We start from the raw sequence: 25337 nt of genomic DNA, 5'->3' as shown, positions 1-25337 counted from the left end.
ATGCGAGCCGCGCGGATCGTGACGTGCGGCGAGCCGCCCGTCGTCGCCGAGTGCCCCGACCCCGAACCGGGTCCCGACGAGCCGCTGGTGCGGGTGCTCGCCGCGCCCATCACCCCGCTCGACCTGCTCTGCGCGAGCGGGACGTCGTACTTCGGGACGCCGGCGACGCCGTACGTGCCCGGCGTCCAGGGCGTCGGCAGGGTCGCCGGCGCCTCGGACGTCGGCACGGTCGCCGACGACGGGCGGCTCGTGTGGTTCCCGACGCGGGCCGGGATGGCGCCCGGCGACGGCAGCATGGCGGAGCTGGCCCGCGTGCCGGCCGCTGACCTGGTCGAGCTGCCCGCCGGGGCCGACCCGGTCGCGGTGGCCGCGCTCGGGCTGTCGGCCGTGGCCGCGTACCAGGCGCTGACCTGGCGGGGCGAGCTCGCGGCGGGGGAGCAGGTGCTCGTCCTGGGGGCCGGGGGCGCGGTCGGGCAGGCGGCCGTGCAACTGGCCCGCATGCACGGGGCCCGCCGCGTCGTCGCCGCCGCGCGCTCGGCCGCCGCCCGCGAACGCGCCGCCGAGGCGGGGGCGGACGCCGTCGTAGCGCTGGAGCCGGGCGACGACGTCGCCGGACTGGCCACCCGCCTCACCGCCGCCTGCGACGGACCCGTGGACCTGGTCCTCGACCCGCTGTACGGCATCCCGGCCGCGGCCGCCGCCCGTACGCTGCGGCCCGGCGGGCGGCTGGTCAACCTGGGCGGCTCGGCGGGGGAGACGTCCCCGCTCGACTCCTCGACCCTGCGCGGCCGGTCCCTGCGGATCCTCGGCTACACCAACAACGAGCTGACGGGCGAGCAACGGGCGGCGGCGATGGGCCACGTGGCGTCACTGGCGCTGGAGGGCCGCCTCCACGTCGCCCACGAACGCGTCCCCCTGACCGACGCCCCCGCCGCCTGGCACCGCCAGTCCACCGGCACCACCTCCGGCCGCCTGGTCCTCACCCCCTGACGGGTTCCTCTGCCGTGGCTGAACCTGTCACCGCGCACGCGTGGCGAGTGCGGGTGCGAACCGCGCAGTTCCGCGTACCGCAGGGCGATACGTCGTGCTGCTCTCCCTGGCCCCAGCCGATGCGCCACCAGAAGCCGTCGTGGTGACACCAGACGACGAGCCCGATCCATACGGAGACGAGCGCGATGCCGTAGCCGTCGTGGACGTCGCGTGGCTTCGGTGCTGGTAGGCCCAAGTGAAGCCAGGTGGACGGGACCTTTGAACTTCGCCGCATCCCGTTGTCGGGACGTGTTGTGCTACTCAGAAACGTCCCAAGACGGTCTTGAAACGTCCCGGACGTTCACGTCCACTGGAATGCGTGAACGAGCGCCTACGCACAGCGATGCTCCGTCATGGTGTGGCCCTGGAAGACCTCGCCGAGACGTGTGGTCATTCCCGACCGCGCCAGCGTGCCCCGCGAGCTGTGGCTACGGCTCCTGACGGATGCCCAGGAGCGGATGGACGTCCTGGTCTTCTCGGGGACGTTCTACGCCCCGACGCAGCCGAAGATCGCTCGGTTGCTGCCCGAGCTGGACGTTCCGCTACGACGATGACCTTCTGGTCAATCCGCATGCGTACGGGGAGCCGGCCTCGGCCAACCCGACCTTCCACTTCCGCCGTCTCGACGGCCGGACGATCGCCGAGCATTACATGTCGTCGTTCGAGCGCGTCTGGGCCGAGGCGGTTCCGTGGTCCGGGGCTGAGATATGAGGGGCACTTCATGGGACGAGTGGAGTACTGGAACGACCCCGGCGCCCCCAAGGCGAACAGCCTGGTGCCGGCCTGCGGGACGGCCACCGTGGACGACGCGGGCCGCATCCTCATGCAGCGCCGTCGCGACACCGGCCAGTGGGCGCTGCCCATGGGCAAGATGGAGATCGGTGAGACGCCGTCCCAGTGTGCCGTGCGGGAGACCGAGGAGGAGACCGGCGTGCGGGTCGAGCCGGTGGGCATTCTCGGGATCTACTCGGACCCCGGTCATGTCGTCGCCTACTCCGACGGGGAGATCCGCCAGGAGTACGAGGTCATGCTGATCGCCCGTCCGGTCGGCGGGCGGCCGGAGGCGAACGACGAGGCGAGCGACGTGCGGTGGGTCGAGCCGGGCGAGCTGCGCACGCTGGACATCCACCCGACGCAGTGGCGGCAGCTCGACGACTATCTGGAGCGACGGCATCCTCACGTCGACTGAGGGACGGTGGCGATCACCTCCTGGATGAACTCGCCGGTCAGGCGGGGGACCTCGGACGGGTCGAGGGCGGGGCCGGGGGTGCCGCGGCGGTGGGCGAGGGCGAGCTGGATGAGGGGGTGCCAGCGGGTGTCGAAGGTGTCCAGCGCGTACGCCCCCGCCGCCTCCTTCGAGATCACCTCGCCGGTCACCACCGTACGGTGCAGCCGGGGCGGCGACAGCGCGTACGCCAGCGCCAGCCCGTACGGCGACTGCAGCCGCCTGCGCGGCGGCCGGGCGGAGAGCGCCCGCGAGGCGTAGCGGGCCCAGTGGCCGCGGAGCTGGTCGAGGGTCCAGGAACGGAGCAGCGAAGGCTCCGGGTCGAGACCCAGCGTGGCCGGGGCGGGCCCGCGCACCGGGATGCCGCGTTCGCGGAGCACGGTCCACATCACCGGGTTGACGTCGAAGCCCTGCCCGCGCCGGAACGACGGCCCGCTGTGCGAGGCCACCGGCCGGATCCTGGTCACCGGCTCGCCCAGGTCGCCGGCGGCGACGAAGACGGCGTTGACCGTGCCGGGCAGGTGCGGCTGCCGGCGCGCGAGCGCACGCCCGGCGGCCCGCAGGTTGCCCAGCTTGTGCAGCAGCGACAGCCGCCGCAGCTCCCGTTCGCCGGCCGCCCGGCCCACGACGGCGACCACGTCGATGTCGCTCACTTCGGGCCGCCAGTCGCCGAGCGCGGCCGAGCCGACGACGTAGCAGCCGGTGACCAGCCCAGGAGCCAGGCGGTCGGCGACGGACAGGTAGTGCGTCACCGCCCGCGACAGCTCCGCGGGCGGCGTCACGAGGTGACCGTGACGTGCGGGACCGTCTCGTACGCCGCCCAGTCGGCGCTGATCGCGCTCGCCGTCCGCAGCAGCAGCGGCAGGTGCTCGTCGGACAGGCGTTCCACCGAGGTCTCGGCGGCGTGGGCGTTGACGTTGAGCGCCGCGATGACGTTGCCGAGCCCGTCGCGCAGCGGCGCGGCCACGCTGCGGATGCCGAGGGCCAGCTCCTCGTCGGTGATCGCCCAGCCCTTGGCGCGGACCTCGCGCAGCGCGGCGTCCCGCTCGGCGGGGCCGGGCCGCCAGCGCGGCTCGACGCCGGACCGGCTCGGCTCGGCCAGCACCCGGTCCACCTGGTCGGGCGGCAGCGCGGCCAGCAGGACCTTGCCCAGGGACGTCTGCAGGGCCGGGAAGCGGGTGCCGATCTGCACGGACAGGGTGACGATCTTGGGGACGGCGACGCGGGCGACGTACACGATGTCGGAGCCGTCGAGCTGGGCGATCGAGCAGGACTCGCGGGTCTGCGCCACCAGCCGCTCCATGTGCGGCCTGGCCACCTCCCACAGGCCCATCGAGCGTACGTAGGAGACGCCGAGCTCCAGCACGCGGGGCGTGAGCGCGTAGCCGCCCGCCTCGCTGCGCGCGTAGCCGAGCTCCTGGAGGGTGAGCAGGATGCGGCGGGCGGTGGGCCGGGCGAGGCCGGCCGCGGTGGCCACCTCGGTCAGGGACATGACCGGCCGGCCCGGCTGGAACGCCCTGATCACGTCGAGGCCGCGGGCCAGCGCCTCGATGAAGTCGGGGCCGGTGTCAGCACGTGCCATGGAACGCCTCCCTGCTCGGATCCCGCCGCTCCGACTCTAGACCTTCGGGGCGGGTTGTCCGCACAGCGGCGGAAGGGACGGGCGGGGAGTCGCCCGTCCCAGCCGCGGTTACGGGGTACGGCGAGCAGGGGGCATCCCTACGGTGTCTCCGTTCGGTCGGTCTACGGACGTCTGTCCGTGGTCGTCACAGGTCCGTGGCGATGATGCGTTCGATGTTGCGCTCGGCCAGCGCCGTGATGGTGACGAACGGGTTGACCGTCGTGTTGCCCGGGATCAGCGCCCCGTCGATGACGTAGAGGCCGGGATGGCCGGCCAGGCGGCCGTAGTTGTCGGTGGCCCGGCCGAGGACGGCGCCGCCCAGCGGATGGTACGTCAGGTGATCCCCCCAGATCTTGTAGACGCCGAACAGGTCGGTGCGGTAGATCGTTCCTTCCTTGGAGTTGATCCGGTCGAAGATCGTCTTGGCCATGTCGATGGACGGCTGCTTCCACGCCGTCTGCCAGCTCAGGTCCACCCGGCCGGCCGCGGCGTTCCAGGTGAACTCGGCGCGGTTCGGGTTGCGGGTGATCGACAGGTAGAAGGAGGCGAACGTCTCGATCCCCGTCGGCAGCGGCGCGACCTCGGCGAACGCGCCCCCGGCCGTCCAGTTGTCGATGCCCGCGCACGGGATCGCCGACTGCTGGGCGCCGGTCGGGTCCCACAGGTGGTTCGCCCGGCCGCACATGACGTTGCCGTTGTCGCCCCAGCCCTTGCCGACCTCGCCGTTCAGGCCCGGCAGCACACCGGTGGCCTTCAGCTTGACCAGCAGCTTGCTGGTGCCGACGCTGCCCGCGGCGAAGAAGACCCGGTCGGCGGTGACCGTCTTGGTGGCGGTGACCGCGCCGGAGGTGCCGAGCTGCTCGATCGTCACCGCGTACCGGCCGGAGCCGGCCGGGGCGACCGAGGTGACGCGGTGCAGCGGTGAGATCGCCACCCGGCCGGTGGCCTTCGCCTGCGCCAGGTACGTCTTCTGCAGCGACTTCTTGCCCGCGTTGTTGCCGTAGAGGATCTCGGCGGCCAGCGCCGACTTGGGCACGGTGCCGGCCTCCTCCTGCTTCATGTAGTCCCAGTCGTAGACGTCCGGGACGAAGACGAACGGGAACCCGGACCGCTGGGCGTGCTTCCTGCCGACCCGGGCGTACTGGTAGTAGGCGGTCGACTCGAACCAGGCCGGGTCGACGGTGCCGACGCCGAGCGTGGCGTTGGCGCGCGGGTAGTAGACGTCGTACATCTCGGCCGCGTTCACCGTGGGGAGCACGGAGGCGAAGTTCTCCCGCTTGGGGGTGACCGCCATGCCGCCGTTCACCAGCGAGCCGCCGCCGACGCCGCGACCCTGGTAGACGGTGATCCCGGCGAACTCCTCGGCGTCGAGGACACCCGTGTAGCGGGGGATGTCGCGGTCGATGGGGAAGCCGAGGAAGTAGTTGAGCGGCGCCTTCGTACGGGTGCGCAGCCAGTACGACCGGTAGTCCGGCTCGCGCGTGTTGCAGAAGATCTTGCCGTCGGTGCCCGGCGTGTCCCAGGCCATGCCCATCTCCACCATGTGGACGTCCACGCCGGCCTGGGCCAGGCGGAGCGCGGCGACCGCGCCGCCGTAGCCGGTGCCGATGACCAGGACAGGGACGTGCGCCCCGTCCGCGATCGGTCCGGCCGCGGCGGCCGCCCGCGCGGGGGCGGTCCCGCCCAGGACGACCGCGGCGCCGGTCCCGGCGATGAACCCGCGTCGGGTCAGCCGAAGGTCGGAGGAGGGGTGTGAGGGGGAGGGGCCTAAGGAGGAGGTGTCGTTCATGGGGGGTTCCTCACTTGTCTCGACGACGCTCGCCGGCGGGGGACCGTCCGGCGCCGGGCAGCACGCACGCGGTGTCCAGGCCGAGCACCCTGTTGAGCCGGCCGAAGGCCCACCAGGAGCCGATGCACATGCTCAGCTCGACGATCTCGGCCTGGCTGTAACGGCCCGTCATCCGCGCCCAGAACTCCTCGTCCAGGCCGTGGTGGTCGAGGGCGTAGCGCTCGGCGTACTCGGTGGCCAGGCGGGTGCGCTCGTCGAAGGCGTCCGTGGTGCGCCACTCGGCCAGCGCGTCCAGGAAGCCGTCCTCGACCTTCTCTCCGTCCCGCTCGGTCCGCCAGTCCAGGCAGAACGCGCACCCGTTGAGCTGGGCGATCCGCAGCCTGGCCGCCTCGAACTCGCGCAGGCCCAGCGTGGTGTGCGCGTACACGGCCAGGGAGAAGCCCGCGGCGGCGGGGCCGATGCCGGGGACCATCTCGCCCCACACGTACGCGATCGGGTCCTTGTCCTCGGGAACGTCGACGATCACGGGTGCTTCCTTCCGAGTCGGCCCGTCGCGGGGCGGAGCGGCACGTCCAGGGCGTCGTACAGGCCGGGCTCGGCCGACGCCAGCCAGTCGATGGCGTTCACCAGGCGGCCGGCGGCGGTCGCGTTGCCGCCCGCGGCGCGGTTGCCGCCCTCGTCGGTGGCCTCCACCGTCACCTCGATGCGCGGGCTGCCCTCGATGATCACCCGGTGGGCGCCGTCGCCGCCCGGCGGGGGCGCGGGCCAGTCGGGGGCGCAGGAGGGATGGATGCGGGTGACGTGCTCGACGACGATGCGCGCCTCGCCCTCCACCACGCCCTGCACCTCGAAGCGGAGCGCGCCCTGCGTGCCCGCCTCGAACACGCCCATGGCGGGCGTCGTGACGCTCGCGTCGAGGGGGCGGCGCTCGACGCTCTCGCGGATCTCGTCCAACTCGACGCCGAGGGCGCGGGCCATCAGCCTTACCTGGCCGCCCCACACCATGGTCGGGACGGTGGTGGCGATCATCGGCGGCTCGTAGTCCATCGGCTGGCCCATGCCGACGAGGTAGCGGACGGAGTCGGGCTGGTCGTAGGCGGTGTAGTCGAAGATCTCCTGGCAGCGTACGGCGTCCACGGTGGCGCCGAGGCCGCTGATCAGCAGCGGCAGGACGTCGTTGCCCCAGCCGGGGTCCACCCCCGACACGAACAGCGAGCCGCCGCCCTCCTCGACCGCGGCCAGCACCCGCGCGCGCAGCTCGGGCGGGGCGTTGCGCTGGTCGTACAGGGCGTAGAGGGACGGGGTGACGACGACGGCGCCGGCGCGGACCGCGCGCAGGACGTCGGCCAGCGCGTCGTCGGGGCGGATGTCGCCGGAGGCGGCGTAGACGACCGCGCGGGGGGCGGCGGCGAGGACGGCGTCCACGTCGGTGGTCGCCGCCACGCCGAGGTCGTGGCCGAGGCCGCTCAGGGGGCCGGCGTCGCGGCCGGCCTTGGCGGGGTCGTGGACGAGAACGGCGGCCAGCTCAAGGCCGGGATGCGCCTCGACGGCGCGGATGGCGGCGCGGCCGACGTTGCCGGTCCCCCAGATGACGGTGGGCACCATGGGCGGAGCGTAGCAAGCGCTTGGTTAACTGTATAGATGGCTTCACACCACTACGTGGGCGATGGTGAGAGGGGGGTGGTTCCGCGAGCGGTGGCGCAGGGGCAGGGTGTGGCGGGGCGGGTGTGCGCGCCCCGCAGCCGGCGCGGACCTCGCCTCGCGTGACCTGCCCCTGCGACCGGCCGCCGTCCCCCCGTGACGTTCGTGCCGAGCCGCCGTCCCGACCTCCGTGGCGCTGACCGGGCCGTGGCTGGTCGCCCGAGTTTGCGGCCTTCCGCCGGAGAAGTCAATGCGCGGCGGCGTGAGGAGGGTCAGGAGGTGGGCGAGGCCATCGGAGTGCCGGTGCTGCCGGGCGGCGGCGTCAGGCGGGCGAACCATCCGGCCCGCTGCATGACCGGCACCTGGAGCCGCACCGGCGCGGCCCCGGTGAAGGTGAACGTCATCGGCACCGTGCCGCCGCTGACCCCGGAGACCGTGGCGATGGGCTGCTCGCCGGTGCCGGCGGGCTGGTTGGGGTGCACGGTGATGGGCGCGGACAACCGCACCGTGCCGCCCCCTTCCGGGGTGATCTGTTCGAGCTGGGCCGGTTTGTGCCCGTTGTTGATGAGCACTCCGAACAGGAAGTTCTCCTGGGAGGGCACGGACGGGTCGGCGGCGCCGAGCAGGAACACGTTGCGCAGGTGGAGGGTCTGGCTCGCGTCGGCGTTGGCGCCGTCGTTCTGGGGCGCGTGCTGCGCGGTGTCGATGGTCGTCACCGTGCATCCGGCGGTCAGGGCCGCCAGGGCCACCACGGACACGGCGACGGCGATGGAACGCATCGCTGGGGCCCCCTCTCGGCACGTGTTCACGTTCCGCAACTACCCGCACACTCAGCGTTGAATCAGCCTGAAGCCGACGTCATCCGAGCCGCCGGTCGAGGAAGCCGATCAGCGTGCGGGCCAGCGCCACCCGCTGGTCGGCGAGGGCGTGGTCGGTGTCGAGAACGTGGTGTTCGAGCAGGCTGCCGGGCTGGGCCGCGTACGCCTCGACCAGGGGGAGATGATGGACCTCGGGCGGGGCGACGGTGTCCAGGCCCGCGCCGACGAGCAGGACCGGGCGCCCGGCCAGCCGGTCTGCGAGGCCGGTCAGGCGGTAGGCGTCGCCGGCCGCCAGCATCTCGGCCACCAGGTCCTCGGCGCTGGTGCCGGCGAGCGGCAGTAGCTCGTCCCGCCACGCCTCGACGTAGGTGGTGGCGAGGGCGGGGTCGGCGCGGCAGGCGGCGGCCACCGCCCCGAAGTCGAAGCCCGCGATCGACCGGCGGCGGCCACCGACGGCAGCGCGGCCGCGGTCATGAGCGCGGCGAACCCGCCCGCGCTGTGCCCGACCACGGCCAGCCGGTCGGGGTCCAGGCGCCAGGCGGCGACGGTCGCGGGGTCGCGCGTCGCCGTCACGGCCGCCGCCGCGTCCTCCAGCACGTGCGCCCAGGACCACGATCCGCCCGCGCCCCACGAGCCGCGGTAGTGGAACACCAGGGACGCGTACCCGGCCCGGCGGGCGGCGTGCGCCAGGTCGAAGTTGCGCTCGTTGCCGGGGAAGCCGTGCAGCAGGATCAGTACGGGGTGCGGGCCGGGCCCGGCGGGCACGTGCAGGACGCCGGGCAGCGGCGTGCCGGCGCTGCCAATGGTCAGCGGGACCGTGGCCGCGCGCGGGCCGGGAAGGTCGAGGGGGTCGGTGATGAGGGGGTCTGCCACGGTTGCTCCCTGGATGGTACCGATCGGTTCGAAGGGGAGCGTAGCATCGCCGGGGGGCGCTCCCGTCTGAAGCGGGCGAAACGTAGCATCTGGGGCGTGGCATCGCGCTTCGAGGTCGTGACCCTCATCCACGCCCCGCCCGAGCTCGTCTTCGACACCTCGCTGTCGGTCGAGCTCCACACCGCCTCCATGGCCGCCTCCCGCGAACGGGCGGTCGCTGGCGTCACCTCCGGCCTGCTCGGCCCCGGCGACCGGGTGACCTGGCGGGCCAGGCACTTCGGCGTCCCCTGGCGGATGACGTCGCTGATCAGCGGCTACGACCGGCCCGCGTACTTCATGGACGAGCAGGTCGCGGGCCCGTTCCGGCGGTGGCGGCACGCGCACCACTTCGTCCTCGCGCCCGACGAGGAGGGCACCGTCATGCGGGACGTGGTCGACTTCGCCGCGCCCGCCTGGCCGCTCGGCGTCGCGGCGGAGGTCCTGGTGCTGCGCCGCTACCTGGCCCGGCTCATCCTGCTCCGCAACGCCCACCTCAAGCGCATCACCGAGGAGGCCGCCACCCCGCACGACTGACGGCCGTGGTGCTCAGCCGATGATGCCGTCCGCGCGGAGGGTCGCGACCTCCGACCGTGGCAGGTCCAGCAGGTCGCCCAGCACCGTCTCCGCGTCGGCCCCCAGCTCGGGGGCGGGCTCCGGCGGCGCCTGGCGGCCGTCCAGCACGAGCGGCGACCCGGGCGCGAGGTGCGGGCCGACGCCCGGCTGTGCCAGCTCGGCCATCAGCGGGTGCCGCGCCAGGTCCGTCGCCGCCTCGCCGAACGTCCGGTAGTGCGACCACAGCACCGACGTGCCCGCCAGTGCCTTGCCTGCCTCCGCGGCCGTCCGCGCCGCGAACCACGGCGCGAGCAGCCCGGCCAGCGCCTCCCGGTGCGTGTAACGGTCGCGGTCGCGGCCGAAGTCGGCCGGCAGCGCCTCCTCCAGCGCCGCAATCACCCGCCCGAGCCCGGTGACGGACACCAGGTCGCGCCAGTGCCGCGCGGTGAGCGTGACGACCATGACGCGCCGCCCGTCGGCGGTGGCGAAGTCGCGGCCGAAGTCGCCGTACAGGTCGTTGCCGATGCGCGGCCGGGCCTCGCCGAGCTGGGCCTGCGCCAGGTAGCCGAGGTTGCCGGCGGTGGCGAGGGCCACGTCGTGCAGGGCCAGCTCGACGTGCCGGCCCTCTCCGGTCGCCGCCCGCCGCCGGTCGGCCGCCAGCAGGCCGATCGCCAGGTAGAGGCCGCACGCCACGTCCCAGGCGGGCAGCACGTGGTTGACCGGCCCGTCGTGCCGCTCCGGGCCGGTCGCGTACGGGAAGCCCAGCTCGGCGTTGACCGTGTAGTCCACGGCGCTGCGGCCGTCGCGGTGGCCGAGCAGCCGCGCGTACACCAGGTCGGGCCGCCGCTCCCGCAGCTCCTCGTACGTCAGCCCCGGCCGCGGCGGCGCGTTGGTCACCAGCGTGCCGGCCGCGGCGGCGAGCCCGGCGACCAGCTCCCGGCCACGGGCCGAGCGCAGGTCCACGGTGAGCGAGCGCTTGCCCTTGTTGAGCCCCGTCCAGTAGAGGCTGCGGCCGGAGGGCGCGAGCGGCCAGCGCCCGATGTCCGGGCCGCCGCCGATCGGATCCACCCGTACGACGTCCGCCCCGAGCTGAGCCAGCGTCATCCCGCCGAGCGGCGCCGCGACGAAGCTCGACAGCTCGACCACCCGCAGCCCGGCCAGCGGCGCGGTCCGATCATCGATCACGCCCCAGACCCTACGCCGGGGCGGCCTTCCCGGGCCACCGGCCGCCATCAGCGAAGATTTTCTACGGAAAAGTAATTCGTGTATTGTTCGTCGCAGTTACCGTGGAACCGCCGGGCGTCCCCCCGGTCCTACGACGCGGGCGAGGAGGCAGTGATGACGCAGGTGCTGCATCCGCTCCGGGCGCACATGCGGCGGGGCGCGACCGGGCACGGCGGCCATGGCGGGCATGGCGACGTCGTCGCCGAGCACCTGCTCCACGTCGATCCCCTTCTCCGCGTCACCTGCGCCGTCCGGCCCGGCCCCTCGCTGGTCAGGGTCGCCGGCGAGATCGACCGCGGCAACGCCGCCGACCTGCTGCGCACGCTGGAGCAGGCCCGTCGGATCGACGACGAGCTCGTCGTGGACGTCGGCGAGGTGAGCTTCACCGACGTCGCCGGCCTGCGCGCGCTCGCGGCCTTCGCCGCCTCCGGCCGCGCGGTCGTCCGCGACGTCCCGCACCAGATGCGCCGGCTGATGGACCTCGCCGGGATGCCCGCGTTCGGCGAGCCGGTCGAGCCGCCCGTGGCGTGAGCCGCCGCCCGCGGGGTAGGCGGGGCGCCATGGCAGAGGAGACAAGGGCCGGTGACGACCGGCGGCGCATCGCGCTGCCCGGCGTGGTGCTCGGCATCGGGCTCGGCGGGTTCGTCGACGGGATCCTGTTGCACCAGATCCTGCAGTGGCACCACATGCTGAGCAGCACGGACACCGACAACATCGGCGTGCGCGACTATCCGGTGACCACCGTGCCCGGACTCCAGATGAACACCCTCTGGGACGGCCTGTTCCACACCTTCACCTGGATCGCGGTGCTGACCGGCATCGGCCTGTTGTACTCCCGCGTCACCGCCTCGCGCGGGCGGGTGTGGCGCTCGCGGGCGCTGTGGGGCTGGGTCCTCGTCGGGTGGGGGCTGTTCAACCTGGTGGAGGGCGTCGTGGACCACCATTTGCTGGGGATCCACCACGTACGGACCGGGCCGGGACAGCTCGCGTGGGACGTCGGGTTCCTGCTGTTCGGCGCGCTGCTCGTGGGGGCCGGCTGGGGTCTGCAGCGCGGGGCGCCGGTCGTGGACCTGTGCGAGCCGCGTACGGCGGGCGGCCCCCGGCGGTGACCCACCACCACGAGCACGCCGCCGCCGTCTTCGCGGTGCTGCTCGCCGGTGGCTATCTCGCGGCGGCGGCGCGTACGCCGGGCTGGAGCCGGTGGCGGGCGGCGGCGTTCATCGGAGGGGTGGCGCTCGCCGCGTTCGCGCTCATCGGGCCGCTCGCCGCGTACGCCGCGGCCGACTTCCGCGGCCACATGACGCAGCACCTGCTGGTGGCCATGCTCGCGCCGCTGGGCCTGGTGCTCGGCGCGCCGGTGACCCTGCTCCTGCGCGCGCTGCCCCGCCCGTACGCGCGCCGTCTCGGCGGGCTGCTGCGTGCCCGCGTGCCGCACCTGCTGGCGCACCCGGTCACCGCGCTCGTGCTGAGCACCGGCGGGATGATCGTGCTCTACTGCACGCCGCTCTACCGGGCGGCCATGGTCACGCCGTGGCTGCACGAGCTGGTGCACGTGCACTTCCTGCTGTCGGGGTGCCTGTTCGCGTGGTCGATCGCCGGACCGGACCCCGCGCCGCGCCGTCCCTCGGTGCCGGCGCGGCTGGTCGTGCTGGGCGTGGCCGTCGCGGCCCACGCCGGGCTCTCGCAGCTCATGTACGCCGGGCTCTGGGTGGACCTGCCGGTGCCCGCCGCGCAGCGGACCGGCGCCGCCGAGATCATGTACTACGGCGGCGACCTGGCCGAGCTCCTGCTGGCCGCCGTCCTGGTGGCAAGTTGGCGGCCGGGGAGGCGGCCCGCGCCGGCCGCCCACGCCCGGCATCAACCGATCGGTTGATATCGAAATCCACCATCTCGCTTCCCACCCGGACGATCCGTCACCCCCGGCGCCCGCGCGATTCTCTAGGCATGCCAACACACCAGGAGCCCGCCCTCCGCACCACCGGACTCCGCAAAGCCTTCGGCGAACACGTGGCCGTGGACGACATCGACCTCACCGTCCCCGCCGGGTCCTTCTACGGACTGGTCGGCCCCAACGGCGCCGGCAAGACCACCACCCTGGCCATGGCCGTCGGCCTGCTCCGCCCCGACGCCGGCAGCGCCGAGATCTTCGGCGTGGACGTCTGGCGCGACACCGTACGGGCCAAGGGGCTGATCGGGGTGCTCCCCGACGGCAACGCCATGCCGGAACGGCTGACCGGCCGCGAGGTCCTCACCTACCTCGGCCTGCTGCGCGGCCTCCAACCCGACGTCGTCGCCGAGCGCACCGAGGAGCTCCTCCAGATCCTGGAGCTCGACTCGGCGGAGCGGACCCTGGTCATCGAGTACTCCACGGGCATGCGCAAGAAGATCGGCCTGGCCGTCGCCCTCCTGCACGCGCCCCGCCTGCTCGTCCTGGACGAACCCTTCGAGGCCGTCGACCCCGTCTCCGCGGCCACGATCAGGACGATCCTGCGCAGGTTCGCGGCCAACGGCGGCTCGGTGATCATTTCCAGCCACGTCATGGCCCTCGTCGAGCAGCTCTGCGACCACGTGGGCGTCATCTCCGACGGCCGGGTCGTAGCGGCGGGGCCGCTGGCCGACGTACGTGGCTCCGGAACCCTGGAGGACGCCTTCATCGACCTCGTCGGCGCCCGCGCCGGTGGAACGGAGGGGCTGGCATGGCTCACCTCGTGACCCCGGGCCCGGCCGCCCTGGCACAGCACATGGTCCGCATGCGGCTGGCCCTCATGCGCAACTCGCTGCGCGGCGACAACGCCTCCAACCTCTACACCGGCGTCTCGCTCGGGCTGATCCTGGCCTTCGGGACGATCGCGGTCGCCGTCCTGTGGCCCGCCTACCTCCCCATCACCCTGGCCGTGTGGCTCTCCGGCTGGATCTTCGGCCCCATCTTCATCGGGGGCGGCAACGAGGCCCTGCGCCCCGAGTACTTCTCCATGCTCCCGGCCACGCCGGGCCGGATCGCGATGGCACTGCTCGCCGGAGCCTTCGCGGGCCCCGCACCCGTGGTCAATCTCGTCGCCCTGCTGTCCCTGCCCGTGTACGGCTGGCGCTTCGGCCCGGCCGGAGTGCTCATCGGCCTGGTCGCGGCGGTCGCCACGCTCGTCACCATGGTGATGGTCTCCCGCGTCATCGTGGCGCTCATCGGCCTGTTCGTCAGGTCCCGCGCCACCGCGGCGGCCGTCGGCATCCTGACCGGCACCGCCATCGGCCTGTGCAGCAACGGCTGGGCACTCCTCGTGGCCCTGGGCGGCTCCGACACCGCCGTCTGGTCCGAGGTCCTCGTCCGTGCCCTGCCCTCCGGGTGGGGCGTGGCCGCCGTCGAGGCGTCCTGGCCGCTCGCGCTCGCCATCCTCGCCGGCAACGCCGGCGTGATCGCCCTCCTCCTCGCCGCCTGGTCCGCCCTGCTGTCGCGGCGCGTCGTCTCGGCCGCGCGCGGCGGTGTGCCGCCCCGGCGCGGCACGCCCCGCCCGTTCCCCGCCACCAGTGGCGCCCGCGTGGCCGCCGCCAAGGAACTGCGCGCCTGGTGGCGTGACCTCGTCCGCATCCAGCTCCTCGCCACCGCCTTCGCCTACGCCGTCGTCACCCCGCTCCTGCTCGTCACGATCGACGTCTGGGTGATGTTCCCCTTCGCGGGGCTCATCGCGATCGTGATGGCCGCGGCGTCCTCGGCCAACCTCTACGGCGCCGACGGGACCGCCCTGTGGCTCACCCTCATGACCCCGGGGGCGGAGCGGGCCGACGTACGCGGCCGGCAACTGGCGTGGTTCCTCATCGTCGGCCCGGCCGCCGTCGCGCTCTCCCTGGCCGGCACCTTCGTCAGCGGCGAGACCTGGGCCTGGCCGTGGGTGCTCGGCCTGCTCCCCGCCCTTCTCGGCGGCGGCGCCGGCGTCATCGTCCTGCTCGCCGTCACCTCGCTCGTCCCCGGCACCGACCCCCACAAGCGCGGCGGCAACCCGCTCAGCACCGGCGCCGACGAGACCGCCGAGACCAGTCTCGCCTGGCTCGTGCTCGTCGCGGTCCCCGCGACCGCCCTGCCCACGGCCGGCGCCATCCTCCTCGACCCCTGGGCCGGCATCGCCACCGGTGTGCTGACCGGCGTGCTCTGCGCCTGGGGATTCGGCAGGATCGCCTACCGCAGGCTGGAGAGCCACGGGATCGAGCTGCTCAACCTCATGAAGCACGGCCCGGCGCCCAAGGCCGACAAACCGACCACCGCGGACCTCCCCATCCAGCACCGCATCGGCGTCACGGTCTGCTACACCATCGCCTGGCTTCCCCTGTTCCCCCAGGGGCTCGTGCCCATGGTCATGAAGATCATCGGCATCCAGGACCGCTCATGGTTCCTCGCCCTCCATCTCCCGCCGATCTGGCAATGGCCCACCATCATCTTCATGATCGCCCTAGGGCTGCTCATGTACGGCTACGCCGTCCTGATCCCGATGCGCCTAAGCTCGTCCTCGTCGGCCGCCACCACCAGGTGAGATCATTCGAGAGAAGGGGCACCTCCCGCATGAACGACCCCTTCCCTCCCTCCACCTGGGAACGCCGTTTCGAGCGCGCCGCCGAGATCGTCCCCTACATCACCCTCGCCGCCTCCCTCGCCCTCAGCCTGGCCTCACCGGACCGGCCGGAGGGCGAGATCCCCCGTACGTTCGCGCTCACCGCGCTGGCCCTCGCCTGGCTGCTCGGCACCCGCCCCCTGCTCCCCGCCGCCGTGCGCAGGCGGAGGCTCACCGTCACCGTGCACTTCGCGGGCGTCCTGGCCACCGCCGGGCTGCTGGGCCTCCATGACCCCGCCTTCGTCATCTACTGCATCTCCGGCTTCTTCCTCGCCGCCAACTTCGCCCCCTCCAAGTGGACCTTCGCCGCCGTCGCCGCCACCTCCGTCGTCCTGTACGGAACCACGCTCGACTGGACCCAGGCCACCCCCCAGCTCATCCTCTTCCACCTGGCGATCGTCGTCGTGCAGACCGTCGCCATCGGCGGCGGCCACATCGCCGGCATCAGGATCGAGGACCGGCAGCGCAAATACCGCAAGGCGGTCAGCGACCTGCAGACCGCCATGAAGGAGAACGCCGACCTGCACGCCCAGCTCCTCACCCAGGCCCACCAGGCCGGCATCCTCGACGAACGCCAGCGCATGGCCCGCGAGATCCACGACACCCTCGCCCAGGGCCTCACCGGCATCATCACCCAGCTGCGCGCCGCCCAGCGCGTCGAGGACTCAGGCACCCACCTCGAACTCGCGCTCGACCTCGCCCAGGACAGCCTCACCGAGGCCCGCCGCTCGGTCGCCGCCCTCCAGCCCCACCAGCTGGAGGACGCCCACCTGCCCGAAGCCATGACCACCCTCGCCCGCAACTGGACCGAGACCACCGGCGTGGACTTGCACGTCGAGGTGACCGGCGACCGCGTCCCGCTCAGCCCCGCCATCGAGGTCACCCTGTTCCGCGTCGCCCAGGAAGCCCTCGCCAACGTCGCCAAACACGCGGGCGCCACCCGCGCCGGCCTCACCCTCTCCTACACCGGCGCCGTCGTGCTGCTCGACATCCGCGACGACGGCACCGGCATCGACAACCCAGGCAGTGACAATCCCGGGGGCGGGTTCGGTCTCAGCAGCATGAGACAACGCCTGCGCGGCGTCGGCGGCACCCTTGAGGTCGAGAGCACGCCCGGCGAGGGCACCGCCGTCAGCGCCACCGTCCCCGCGCTCCAAGGAAACCCCCGGTGATCCGCCTCCTCATCGTCGACGACCACCCCATCGTCCGCCACGGCCTGCACGCCACCTTCGACGCCGAGCCCGACATCCACGTCGCCGGCGAGGCCGCCAACGGCCGCGAGGCCATCGACCGGGCCGTCGCGCTCCAGGTCGACGTCGTCCTCATGGACCTGCGCATGCCCGAGATGGACGGCGTCACCGCCATCACCGCCCTGCGGAACTCCCATCCCCACATCAAGGTCCTCGTCCTGACCACCTTCGACGGCGACTCCGACGTCCTGCCCGCCATCGAGGCAGGCGCCTCCGGCTATCTCCTCAAGGACGCCCCCACGGACGAGCTCCTGCGCGCCGTGCGCGCCGCGGCGGCCGGCGAGCCGGTCCTGTCGCCCTCCATCGCCGGTCGCCTCATGGGCCAGGTGCGCAAACCGGTCAAGGCCGCCCTCACCGACCGCGAACTCCAGGTTCTCGCCCTCGTCGCCGGCGGAGCCTCCAACCGCCAGGCGGCCGCCAAGCTCTTCATCAGCGAGGCCAGCATCAAGACCCACCTGCTGCACATCTACGACAAACTCGGCGTCCGCGACCGCGCCGCGGCCGTGGGCGAGGGGTACCGGCGCGGGTTGCTCAGCTAGCCGGACAAGGGCGCCGCCGGGCCAGCGCATGGTGACTTTTCCCGATCTGTCACGGAATTTGCTGATCTCTGTGATCCTGGGCTCGCGACATTCAGGACGCCCAGAAGGGACTACTTCGTGCGACTGTTAACCCGCCTGATCGCGGTGGCCACGACCGTGACCGCCGTATCGGCAGCCCCCGCCGCCGCCGCACCCCAGCTGGTGGTCAACGGCACGTTCGCGGCCGGCACCGCACCCTGGTGGAACTCGGCGAACACCTCGATGGCCGTGGACGCGGGCCGGCTCCGGGTCAACGTGACCGGCGGCACCGCCAACCCGTGGGACGCCATGGTGGCCCAGAACGACATCCCCCTGGCCCAGGGCAAGTCGTACACCCTCTCGTTCGACGCCTCGGCCTCGGCGTCGGTCACCGCGGTCACGACCGTGCAGCTCGCGAACGCCCCTTACACCAACACGCTGACGCAGTCGCTCTCGCTCTCCACGACGAGCAAGCGCTTCAGCTTCCCCTTCACCTCCGGCATCGGCACCACGGCCGGGCAGGTGTCGTTCCAGCTCGGCAAGAACGCCGCCTTCAGCTTCTACCTGGACAACGTCTCGCTGACCGAGCAGACCCCGTCGGGGCCGATCGCCATGACCAACGGCTTCTACGTCGACCCCGGCTCCAACCCGGCGACCTGGGTGCGGAACAACTCCGGCGACTCCCGGGCCGCGCGCATCCAGTCGGCGATCGCGTCCAAGCCGATGGCCCGCTGGATCGGCGGCTGGAGCGGCGACGTCGGGGCCGCCGTGTCCTCGTACGTGGCCGCGGCGGACGCGGCCGACAAGCTCCCCGTCCTGGTCGCGTACAACATTCCCGGCCGTGACGCGTGCGGCGGGCACTCCGGGGGAGGGGCCGGCAGCGAGGCCGAGTACAAGACCTGGATCTCCGCGTTCGCGTCCGGCATCGGCGGCCGGCCCGCGGTCGTGATCATCGAGCCCGACTCCCTTGGCGACTTCGCCTGCATGGACGACGCCGCCGTGCAGGCGCGCAACCGCATGCTGACGTACGCGACCCAGCAGTTCCGCGACAAGGCGCCCAACACCTGGGCCTACCTGGACGCGGGCAACGCCGGCTGGGTCGCGGCCGGGACGATGGCCACGCGGCTGAGCAACGCCGGCGTGGGCAACATCCGCGGCTTCGCCGTGAACGTCTCCAACTACTACCCGACCGCCCAGTCGGCCACCTACGCGTCCTCGGTCAACGGCGCGCTCGGCGGCGGGGCGAAGTGGGTGATCGACACCAGCCGCAACGGCAAGGGCACCAACGGCGAGTGGTGCAACCCCGCCGGCCGCCAGCTCGGCACGCCCGCCCAGGTCGGTGGCGAGGGCGGCACGGAGATGCTGCTGTGGGTGAAGGTCCCCGGCGACTCCGACGGCAACTGCGGCATCGCGCCGGAGACGCCGGCCGGTCAGTTCAGCCCGGCCATCGCCATCCGCCTGGTCGACGGCACCTGATCATCTCGCGGGGGTCCGCCCCGGACCCCCGCACCTAGCCGGGGCGGCGGTGCTCGCCCACCAGATGGCCGTTGTGGCGGATGCGCGCGGCCGCGTACGGGCTGGGGGAACGGGAGACGAACGACTCGGCGATGCTGTCGGCATGCCGGCGGTCCACGCCCCAGCCGATCGTGTGCCAGTCGCCCTGGTCGTCGCCGTCGGTGAGGTCGAGCACGGTGATCTCGAAGAGCTGGTCGGCCGGAGCAGGGGTGCAGGAAACGTGCCTGGTGCCCGTGTCGGTAGCCGGTCGCTCCATGCGGCACTCCTTTCGGTTCCGGAAGAAGGTGTTACCGCGCTGCGGCCACGGAAACCTCTCCGGTCCCGGCAGGCCCGGTGTCGAGCTGATACCGGAACGATTGTTCGTTATAGGATCTTCTGGAGAAGCGCCTCAAGCCTCGTCGCACAGGGCTGGGGCACCGCCCGAGCCGGGAGCATGAGATCAGGTGAGCGCCTCGCAGGAACGTCCCTCCACCTGGACCTTCCTCACCCATCACGCCCGGGTCCTGCTGGAGATCGCGCGGGACCCGGAGGCACGGCTGCGTGACATCGCCGCCACCATCGGCATCACCGAGCGGGCGGTGCAGGGCATCGTGTCAGACCTGCACGACGCCGGCTACCTGTCGCGCGAGCGCGTGGGCCGGCGCAACCACTACAGCCTCAACCTCGATCAGGCGTTCCGCTATCCGACCGAGGCCAACCTGCCGGTCCGCCTGCTCATCGACATGTTCACCCAGCACGACCTGCCGCGCCAGAACACCCCTTAGCGGGATCTTTCGGGCCCCGGACTTGCCCGTCCTTGGCGTGCCGGGGGTAGAGTGGGGCCGGTACCAAGAAAGACGAGATCGGTTGTGATGGTTTCGTTACCTGGAACCGTGATAAAAAAGAACTGATTGGGAATCTCCTTTCACGAAGTCCAGCAGAGGGCTTCAGCTCACGCGAAAACGTGGTGTGCCTCTGCCTGGGCTTTTTTGCCGTCCGCAGGGGCGCCTCAGATCTACTCTCGGAGTATCAGATGGCAGTCCTGGACATCGCACTCGAAGAGATGACGGCCGAGCAGCTCCTGGTCGAGATGAACCGGCCCGAGACCTCCGACCTGCACCAGGTGCGGATCCGCGAGCGTCTGGTCGACATGTACAGCGGCCTGGTCAACGAGGTGACCCGCCGCTACTACCACCGCGGTGAGCCCATGGAGGACCTGCGCCAGGCCGCGTACGTCGGCCTGATGAAGGCCATCAACGGATTCGACCCCGAGCTCGGGCACGAGTTCCGCGGCTACGCGATGATCACCATGGTCGGCGAGGTCAAGCGCCACTTCCGTGACCGCACGTGGGCCATCCGGGTCCCGCGTGTCTACCAGGAGCGCCGGCTTGAGCTGAACAAGGCCACCGCCGAGCTGACCCAGACCCTCGGCCACTCGCCGACCGTCGCCGAGCTGGCCGCGAAGATGGGCATCTCCGAGGAGGACGTGCTGCTCACGCTCGACGCGTCGTCGGCGTACAACACGCTGTCGCTGGACGCGCCGGTCGGCGGCGAGGAGGACGCGGCCGACCTGGGCGACTTCATCCCCGCCCAGGACGACGCGCTGGACAACATGCTGGGCGCGCACGCGGTCAAGCCGCTCATCGACGCCCTGCCGGAGCGGGAGCGCAACATCCTGCTGATGCGCTTCTACGGCAACATGACCCAGTCCGAGATCGCGGCCGAGTTCGGGATCTCCCAGATGCACGTCTCCCGCATCCTGCGCGCCGTGCTGGCCAAGCTGCGCAAGGCCCTGCAGGACTGACCCGCCGGTCTCCGGCCCCCTCAGGCGGGGCCGGGGCCGCGGAGGGCTCAGAGGGGTGGGCGGCGGGCCCAGGTGGCCCAGCGCCAGAGCCACTCGACGGGGCCGTAGCGGTGACGGCCCACCCAGCAGGCGGAGAACAGCCACTGAGCGGTGAGGACGAAAGCGGCGATCAGCACCACCGTCGTCGAGGACCATTCGCCCGGCCGGCCGCCGATCAGGTGACCGGCCGCGAGGACCAGAAGTGTGGCGGTCAGATAGTTGGTCAGCGCCATGCGACCGAGCGGCGCCTCCGCCAGGAGGGCGGGCTCGCGGGCGGACCGGTCGATCCTGTCGATCACGCCGTACCGGACCAGCGCCGAGCCCAGCAGGAACAGCGCGGGGACCATCGCGTAGAAGCCGCCGACGACCAGTGACGTCGCCAGGAGCGCGGCGGAGAGCCCGGCCACGGCCCAGCGCGGCAGCCAGGTCGAGGGCAGCAGGACCAGCAGGCCGAGGACGGCGTACACGGTCAGGATCTCGCCCTGCCACAGGAGCACGTAGTGCGCCAGGCCGATCGCGAGCAACGTGACGAGCCGGCGCAGCAGGAGCCTGCTCTTCGGCATCGGCTTCGCCCTGCTCATGGAGTCCGCCGCGGCCCGCGGCGCCTCCCCGCGGCTGGAGAAGATCGGGAAGAAGGGCAGGTCCATCCATGCCCTTCCGGTGACGACGTCGATGCCGCCGACGATCGGCTGGATGTTGGCGAGCAGGATGCCTTTCGGCTGATCGGGCGTCTGCCGCTCGTGACGGGTGGCGGGGACGTTTCGGTCGGGGCTTGAACGTCGCCTTTCTAGGCTGCGCCCATGACCGCACCCCATATCGCCATCAACCCCAGCATCCTGTACTTCGGCACCCCGGTCGTGCTCCTGACGACCGAGAACGCGGACGGCTCGGCCAACCTCGCGCCGATCTCCTCGGCGTGGGCGCTCGGCCAGGTGGTGGTGCTCGGGCTCGGCGCGGAGGGCCAGAGCGCGCGCAATCTCGCCGAGCGCGCCGGCCTGGTGATCAACCTGCCCGCCCCGCACCAGTGGGAGGCGGTGGAGCGCCTCGCCCCGCTCACCGGCCGTGACCCGGTGCCGGCGAGCAAGCCCGCCGGCTGCCGCTTCGAGCCCGACAAGTTCGGCGCGGCGGGGCTGCGGGCCGAACCGTCGCACACGGTACGGCCGCCGCGCGTGGCCGAGTGCCCCATCCAGCTGGAGGCCAGGGCCGAGCGGGTGGGGGAGGCCGTCTCGGGCGAGTTCGTCATCGTCGAGGCCGCGGTCGGCAAGGTGCACGCCGATCCGCGCCTCGTCGTCCCCGGCACCGACCATGTGGACCCGGCCGCGTGGAGCCCGCTCATCTACAACTTCCGCCACTACTTCGGGCTCGGCGCGGAGCTGGGCCACTCCTACCGCAGCCAGACGCCGCGGGAGGCGGTCGCCGGGTGAGCGGTCACTGGGCGCCGACGTTCTGGGCCGCCCGGTAGACGGCCATCGCCTCGTTGCCGAAGAACGGGCCGAACATGAAGTTCGGCGCGAAGTCGTACTTGAAGCTGTTGACCGAGTTGAGCCAGCCCTGCCCGGTGGAGGCGTTGAAACCGGCGAACCACGGGCCGCCGCTGGACCCGCCGGTCATGTCGCAGCGCAGCCCCAGGTCCCTGGTCTGCACGGTGTCGTCGATGGCCCGCCCGCTGCAGTAGATGAGCCGCGAGCCGTCGAACGGAGCCGCCGCCGGATAGCCGAAGGAGAACATCTGCCGTCTCCTCGGCTGGTTGAACGCCACGCCCTGCCCGCCCACGACGTCCGTGAGCGAACGTCCTTGGAGCGGCGCGACCACGGCGGCGGCGACGTCGAAGTTGATGTTCTCGTTGGCGTTCCACTGCTGGGTGGTCAGCAGCGTGGTCGCCACCCAGGTCCCGAACGGGCGGCGGCCGCTGTCGAAGCCGGGCACGAACACCCAGTTGCGGTGCGCGGCCCCGTTGAGCTTCACGCAGTGCCCCGCGGTCATCACGACGCTCTCGTTGGCGCTGGTGACCGCGGTGCCGGAGCAGGCGGAGTTGCGGCCGTCGGCCGTGGTGAAGAAGACCCGCCCGACGGTGCGGGTCACCGCGCCGCCGTCGGTCCAGCGTAGGCCAGGGCTGTTCTGCAGCACCTCGGCCGTCCGCTGGGCCGACACCGGGCGAACCGCGTACGAGCGGCCCTGCGTCGGGGTGGACGACGCGCCGCGGGTCGCCCACGGGGTCCCCTCGGTGGGCCCGGACCCGCCGGAGCGGCGGATCCGGGGCGTGTCCAGCGGCTGCGCCGCCAGCATGCGCTGGGGCGTCCAGTACGACAGGACGGTCCTGCGTTCCGAGGACGAGTCCGCGCCCGCCCAGCCGACGGGGTTACGGTCGAATCCGCTGGTGGTGCCGTTGGTGGTGCCGGTGGTGGTGCTGGACGCCTGGGCCGAGGCCGCCGGGACGAGGGCGCCGGCCACGGCGACCGCGGCGGCGGAGAGCAGGGCGACTCTGCGGTGCATGACGTACCTCCTGAAACCGAATAGCTGCCGTTTGGAGGTACGTACGAGAAAGAGCAAGTGCCTCAAGACATGCCGAGATGGATATGGATCCCGGCCTTCGGGATCGCGGTCGTGGCGTTCGGGCGGTTGGACCAGGACGAGGTGCTGTTGATGAGCAGCGGCTCGTCGTTGGCCACGGCCGGGGTGCCCTCGCCGGTGATCGCCGGGTCCACGAACCACGAGTGCACGATCGAGTCGGGCAGCAGCGCCGCGCCGTTGGGCAGGGCCGAGCGCACCTGGGCCAGCACCTCCTGGACGATCTGTGGCCGGGTGCACTGCTTGGCGGTCTTGCCGAACAGGATGCCGGGGGTGTTCCAGTCCGACAGGTCGAGCGACAGGCAGTCGGCGGCCGTGCCGTCGCCGTAGGTCGCCGCGAAGTTCGTGGTCCAGAACTGCGCCTGACTGATCGAGGTGAGCGCCCAGGGCGTGGCCGCGTCGATGAGGTGGCCCTCGGCGATCGGCCTGGGCTGCTTGAGGTAGATCATCACCCCGTTCATCCAGTCGGTCTGCAGGCGGTCGAGCCGGGCCAGCGCCGGGTCCGCCGTCTTCATGGCGGACGACAGCAGCGGCCGGATCCGTTCGACCGGCATGGCGGCCACGTAGTGGTCGGCCGTGACGGTGGAGGCGGCACCGGTGGGGCCGGTCACCTGGGCGTCGGTGACGCGTCCGCCGGAGTAGGTGAAGCCGGTCGCGGTCCAGCCGAGCTTGAACTGCACGCCCATGGCCGTGAGGTGGTCGATCCAGGGGGTGAGCCACACGTCGCTGGAGGGGCCGTTCAGCACCATGTCCGGCGGCCCGTACGGGCCGAGGCCGAGCCCGCTGTAGATGAGGGCCTCGAACATCAGGCCCATGGTGCGGGTGTTGGCGAGGTCCGGCTGTGCGGCGACCAGCGAGGCGGTGAACATGCGCACCAGCAGGTCCTGGTACTGCTGCGACATCTGGCTCGCCTTGATGAAGCCGGAGAAGCCCATGTTCTCCCACTGGCCGAGCCGCCGCCGCGGGCCGCTGGGTGGTAGAAGCCGGGGAAGAACCGGAAGCCGTGCTCGCCGGCCAGGTCCTTCCGGCCGCCCGCGGCGGTGCCGGGGACGGGGATGCTCCTCGATTTGCCGCCGAGGGCCTTGCGTTCGTACACGGTGACCTGGAAGCCGCGCTCGGCCAGCTCGTGGGCGGCGCTCAGGCCGCGCCCATGTCGGCGCCGAAGATCGCTACGTTCTTGCCCGCCGCGGCGCTCACCAGGGCCGGGGCGGCGGCCCTCGCGCCCGGCATGCCCCATAGCGGGCCGGTCGCCGCGCCGACCGCGGTGGCCATCGTCCCCGTCACCAACCGCCGCCGCCCGATGCCGTCCCGGCTCTGCTGTTGCTCCGTGGCCGTTCCCTTTCGCACCCGCTGACCGACACTGCTGTTGGTTCAGCTAGGCGTGACGATGAACGCCCGGATCACACCTGTCAAGGGTGCGGTGTGCGCCGGGGCGGAGCGGGGCGAGAGGGGTCAGCGGGCCTCGGGCTCGGGCTCGGGCAGTGTGGACAGACCGTTCCACAGCACGAGCATGGCCGCCTCGACGAGCCGGTCGCGCGGCACCGACGGATGCCGCTCCCACCACTGGGCCAGGCCGTCGGTGCCGGAGATCAGCAGCTCGACCACCGCCTGGGCGACCTCGCTGTCCGGGTCGAGGCCGAGACTGCGCAGGTCGCGGCTCAGCATGACGGCCACCGAGCGGGTGCGGGCCTCCCTGATGCCCCAGCGCACCGCCTTGATCTCGGGGTCGTCCTCGTCGGTGTGGTCGAACAGCAGCCGGCGGGCGGCCGGGCGGTCCTGGGCGAAGCTGAAGTAGGCGTCCAGCGTGGCGCGCAGCCGCCTGCCCGGCGAGCCGCTGCCCGTGATGCGGGCGCCGACGTGGGCCACGAGCCCGGCGTTCTGCTCCTGCAGGACCGTGATCAGCAGCACCCGCTTGGACGGGAAGTGGTCGTAGAGCACCGACCGGGTCACCCCGGCGGCCGACGCGATCTCCTCCATGGCGGTCGCGTGGTAGCCGCGCGCGGCGAAGACGTCCAGTGCCGCCTCGATGATCCTGGCCCGGCGGGCCGTGCCCGGCATGCGCTTCTTCGGCTCGCTGGTCGCCATGTCCCGCACCCTACCGTCCGTGAGGCGTTGACTCCGTCCCGGGAGCGCTTACGTTCCTCGTAACCGACACTCCAGTCGGTTAATGGCTGTCCGCCGGGAGGGTCCGATGGCCGAGCAGGCCGACGTCGTCA

30 protein-coding genes and 1 pseudogene are annotated in these 25337 nt (G+C 72.4%); 15 read left to right on the top strand and 16 right to left on the bottom strand.

Features of this window, described 5'->3' with window-relative positions:
• From BMW85_RS19545 to BMW85_RS19540, 3 genes are all read left to right on the top strand, one after another.
• A complete protein-coding gene (locus BMW85_RS19545) occupies nucleotides 1-990 on the top strand; it encodes a quinone oxidoreductase family protein (protein WP_091083186.1) in 990 nt (329 codons plus the stop codon).
• A 392-nt stretch (nucleotides 991-1382) separates the two neighbouring features.
• On the top strand, nucleotides 1383-1583 hold the full coding sequence (locus tag BMW85_RS48515; RefSeq protein ID WP_143082334.1) for a hypothetical protein: 201 nt from the start codon (nucleotides 1383-1385) through the stop codon (nucleotides 1581-1583).
• A gap of 167 nt (nucleotides 1584-1750) precedes the next feature.
• A complete protein-coding gene (locus BMW85_RS19540) occupies nucleotides 1751-2218 on the top strand; it encodes an NUDIX hydrolase (protein WP_091083185.1) in 468 nt (155 codons plus the stop codon).
• Here BMW85_RS19540 and BMW85_RS19535 read toward each other — a convergent pair.
• The 8 genes from BMW85_RS19535 to BMW85_RS48510 form a co-directional block, all read right to left on the bottom strand.
• Nucleotides 2206-3036 (bottom strand): aminoglycoside adenylyltransferase domain-containing protein, encoded by an 831-nt coding sequence (locus tag BMW85_RS19535; protein WP_091083182.1) that lies wholly within the window; start codon nucleotides 3034-3036, stop codon nucleotides 2206-2208. The two genes, BMW85_RS19540 and BMW85_RS19535, sit on opposite strands and share 13 nt — an antisense overlap.
• Nucleotides 3033-3836 carry an IclR family transcriptional regulator domain-containing protein gene (locus tag BMW85_RS19530; RefSeq protein WP_091083180.1) on the bottom strand — a complete coding sequence of 268 codons (804 nt, stop codon included), beginning with the start codon at nucleotides 3834-3836 and terminating at the stop codon, nucleotides 3033-3035. Before BMW85_RS19530 ends, BMW85_RS19535 begins: the two co-directional genes overlap by 4 nt.
• Before the next feature lie 184 nt (nucleotides 3837-4020).
• Nucleotides 4021-5664, bottom strand: coding sequence for a GMC oxidoreductase (locus BMW85_RS19525; RefSeq protein WP_177240766.1), 1644 nt, complete (start codon nucleotides 5662-5664; stop codon nucleotides 4021-4023).
• A gap of 10 nt (nucleotides 5665-5674) precedes the next feature.
• Nucleotides 5675-6190, bottom strand: a complete 516-nt coding sequence (locus BMW85_RS19520; RefSeq protein WP_091083178.1) for a carboxymuconolactone decarboxylase family protein — start codon at nucleotides 6188-6190, stop codon at nucleotides 5675-5677.
• On the bottom strand, nucleotides 6187-7269 hold the full coding sequence (locus BMW85_RS51960) for an NAD(P)H-dependent amine dehydrogenase family protein (protein WP_091083175.1): 1083 nt from the start codon (nucleotides 7267-7269) through the stop codon (nucleotides 6187-6189). The genes BMW85_RS19520 and BMW85_RS51960 overlap by 4 nt, the downstream gene beginning before the upstream one ends.
• Nucleotides 7270-7577: 308 nt before the next feature.
• Nucleotides 7578-8084 (bottom strand): hypothetical protein, encoded by a 507-nt coding sequence (locus BMW85_RS19510; protein WP_091083173.1) that lies wholly within the window; start codon nucleotides 8082-8084, stop codon nucleotides 7578-7580.
• A 79-nt stretch (nucleotides 8085-8163) separates the two neighbouring features.
• Nucleotides 8164-8430 carry a hypothetical protein gene (locus BMW85_RS51175; protein WP_091083171.1) on the bottom strand — a complete coding sequence of 89 codons (267 nt, stop codon included), beginning with the start codon at nucleotides 8428-8430 and terminating at the stop codon, nucleotides 8164-8166.
• Nucleotides 8391-8996 carry an alpha/beta hydrolase family protein gene (locus tag BMW85_RS48510; protein ID WP_245774935.1) on the bottom strand — a complete coding sequence of 202 codons (606 nt, stop codon included), beginning with the start codon at nucleotides 8994-8996 and terminating at the stop codon, nucleotides 8391-8393. The genes BMW85_RS51175 and BMW85_RS48510 overlap by 40 nt, the downstream gene beginning before the upstream one ends.
• A 96-nt stretch (nucleotides 8997-9092) precedes the next feature.
• On the opposite strand from BMW85_RS48510, the gene BMW85_RS19495 reads away from it, so the two are divergent.
• Nucleotides 9093-9569 carry an SRPBCC family protein gene (locus tag BMW85_RS19495; RefSeq protein WP_091083166.1) on the top strand — a complete coding sequence of 159 codons (477 nt, stop codon included), beginning with the start codon at nucleotides 9093-9095 and terminating at the stop codon, nucleotides 9567-9569.
• Between the two features lie 12 nt (nucleotides 9570-9581).
• Here BMW85_RS19495 and BMW85_RS19490 read toward each other — a convergent pair whose 3' ends face one another.
• Nucleotides 9582-10772 (bottom strand): CoA transferase, encoded by a 1191-nt coding sequence (locus tag BMW85_RS19490; RefSeq protein ID WP_245774934.1) that lies wholly within the window; start codon nucleotides 10770-10772, stop codon nucleotides 9582-9584.
• A 153-nt stretch (nucleotides 10773-10925) separates the two neighbouring features.
• Here BMW85_RS19490 and BMW85_RS19485 point away from each other — a divergent pair, with 153 nt between their 5' ends.
• The 8 genes from BMW85_RS19485 to BMW85_RS19455 all read left to right on the top strand — a co-directional run bounded on the left by BMW85_RS19485 (nucleotide 10926) and on the right by BMW85_RS19455 (nucleotide 18692).
• Complete coding sequence (locus BMW85_RS19485) at nucleotides 10926-11342, top strand: STAS domain-containing protein (protein ID WP_091083163.1); 417 nt, start codon at nucleotides 10926-10928, stop codon at nucleotides 11340-11342.
• Nucleotides 11343-11371: 29 nt separating this feature from the next.
• Nucleotides 11372-11920 (top strand): DUF2243 domain-containing protein, encoded by a 549-nt coding sequence (locus tag BMW85_RS19480; protein WP_091083160.1) that lies wholly within the window; start codon nucleotides 11372-11374, stop codon nucleotides 11918-11920.
• Nucleotides 11884-12684 (top strand): cytochrome c oxidase assembly protein, encoded by an 801-nt coding sequence (locus tag BMW85_RS19475; protein WP_245774933.1) that lies wholly within the window; start codon nucleotides 11884-11886, stop codon nucleotides 12682-12684. Before BMW85_RS19480 ends, BMW85_RS19475 begins: the two co-directional genes overlap by 37 nt.
• 71 nt (nucleotides 12685-12755) lie before the next feature.
• Nucleotides 12756-13523 carry an ABC transporter ATP-binding protein gene (locus tag BMW85_RS19470; protein WP_091083158.1) on the top strand — a complete coding sequence of 256 codons (768 nt, stop codon included), beginning with the start codon at nucleotides 12756-12758 and terminating at the stop codon, nucleotides 13521-13523.
• Entirely contained in the window at nucleotides 13508-15331 is a 1824-nt protein-coding gene (locus BMW85_RS49625; protein WP_177240765.1) for a hypothetical protein, read from the top strand. The genes BMW85_RS19470 and BMW85_RS49625 overlap by 16 nt, the downstream gene beginning before the upstream one ends.
• Before the next feature lie 29 nt (nucleotides 15332-15360).
• Complete coding sequence (locus BMW85_RS19465; protein WP_177240764.1) at nucleotides 15361-16581, top strand: sensor histidine kinase; 1221 nt, start codon at nucleotides 15361-15363, stop codon at nucleotides 16579-16581.
• Nucleotides 16578-17198, top strand: a complete 621-nt coding sequence (locus tag BMW85_RS19460; protein ID WP_091083153.1) for a response regulator — start codon at nucleotides 16578-16580, stop codon at nucleotides 17196-17198. Before BMW85_RS19465 ends, BMW85_RS19460 begins: the two co-directional genes overlap by 4 nt.
• 117 nt (nucleotides 17199-17315) lie before the next feature.
• Nucleotides 17316-18692, top strand: coding sequence for a glycoside hydrolase family 6 protein (locus BMW85_RS19455; RefSeq protein ID WP_091083150.1), 1377 nt, complete (start codon nucleotides 17316-17318; stop codon nucleotides 18690-18692).
• Between the two features lie 34 nt (nucleotides 18693-18726).
• Here BMW85_RS19455 and BMW85_RS19450 read toward each other — a convergent pair whose 3' ends face one another.
• Nucleotides 18727-18987 carry a hypothetical protein gene (locus BMW85_RS19450; protein WP_091083147.1) on the bottom strand — a complete coding sequence of 87 codons (261 nt, stop codon included), beginning with the start codon at nucleotides 18985-18987 and terminating at the stop codon, nucleotides 18727-18729.
• Nucleotides 18988-19174: 187 nt separating this feature from the next.
• Here BMW85_RS19450 and BMW85_RS19445 point away from each other — a divergent pair, with 187 nt between their 5' ends.
• Both BMW85_RS19445 and BMW85_RS19440 read left to right on the top strand, forming a co-directional pair.
• Nucleotides 19175-19495: a helix-turn-helix transcriptional regulator gene (locus tag BMW85_RS19445; RefSeq protein ID WP_091083145.1), complete on the top strand. Its 321-nt coding sequence runs from the start codon at nucleotides 19175-19177 to the stop codon at nucleotides 19493-19495.
• Nucleotides 19496-19743: 248 nt separating this feature from the next.
• Nucleotides 19744-20514: a SigB/SigF/SigG family RNA polymerase sigma factor gene (locus BMW85_RS19440; RefSeq protein ID WP_020546016.1), complete on the top strand. Its 771-nt coding sequence runs from the start codon at nucleotides 19744-19746 to the stop codon at nucleotides 20512-20514.
• A 47-nt stretch (nucleotides 20515-20561) separates the two neighbouring features.
• Here BMW85_RS19440 and BMW85_RS19435 read toward each other — a convergent pair whose 3' ends face one another.
• Nucleotides 20562-21200, bottom strand: a complete 639-nt coding sequence (locus BMW85_RS19435) for a DUF418 domain-containing protein (RefSeq protein WP_245774932.1) — start codon at nucleotides 21198-21200, stop codon at nucleotides 20562-20564.
• Nucleotides 21201-21353: 153 nt separating this feature from the next.
• Here BMW85_RS19435 and BMW85_RS19430 point away from each other — a divergent pair, with 153 nt between their 5' ends.
• Complete coding sequence (locus tag BMW85_RS19430) at nucleotides 21354-21977, top strand: flavin reductase family protein (protein ID WP_091083141.1); 624 nt, start codon at nucleotides 21354-21356, stop codon at nucleotides 21975-21977.
• Between the two features lie 4 nt (nucleotides 21978-21981).
• On the opposite strand, the gene BMW85_RS19425 is transcribed toward BMW85_RS19430, so the two are convergent.
• The 5 genes and pseudogenes from BMW85_RS19425 to BMW85_RS19410 all read right to left on the bottom strand — a co-directional run bounded on the left by BMW85_RS19425 (nucleotide 21982) and on the right by BMW85_RS19410 (nucleotide 25206).
• The gene (locus tag BMW85_RS19425; protein WP_091083138.1) at nucleotides 21982-23046 is read right to left on the bottom strand and encodes a trypsin-like serine peptidase; all 1065 of its coding nucleotides are present in this window, start codon (nucleotides 23044-23046) and stop codon (nucleotides 21982-21984) included.
• Nucleotides 23047-23108: 62 nt separating this feature from the next.
• A complete protein-coding gene (locus tag BMW85_RS19420; protein ID WP_245774984.1) occupies nucleotides 23109-24056 on the bottom strand; it encodes an FAD-dependent oxidoreductase in 948 nt (315 codons plus the stop codon).
• A 92-nt stretch (nucleotides 24057-24148) separates the two neighbouring features.
• Nucleotides 24149-24358, bottom strand: a pseudogene (locus BMW85_RS51170) (NAD(P)-binding protein); the annotation flags it as partial.
• Entirely contained in the window at nucleotides 24259-24468 is a 210-nt protein-coding gene (locus BMW85_RS49620; RefSeq protein ID WP_177240759.1) for a hypothetical protein, read from the bottom strand. The pseudogene BMW85_RS51170 and the gene BMW85_RS49620, both read right to left, overlap by 100 nt.
• A 105-nt stretch (nucleotides 24469-24573) precedes the next feature.
• Entirely contained in the window at nucleotides 24574-25206 is a 633-nt protein-coding gene (locus tag BMW85_RS19410; protein WP_245774931.1) for a TetR/AcrR family transcriptional regulator, read from the bottom strand.
• Between the last annotated feature and the right edge of the window lie 131 nt (nucleotides 25207-25337).

This window comes from Nonomuraea wenchangensis, assembly GCF_900111685.1.
In the GTDB taxonomy this organism is placed as follows: domain Bacteria; phylum Actinomycetota; class Actinomycetes; order Streptosporangiales; family Streptosporangiaceae; genus Nonomuraea; species Nonomuraea wenchangensis.
This window is presented reverse-complemented; position numbering and strand designations above follow the sequence as displayed.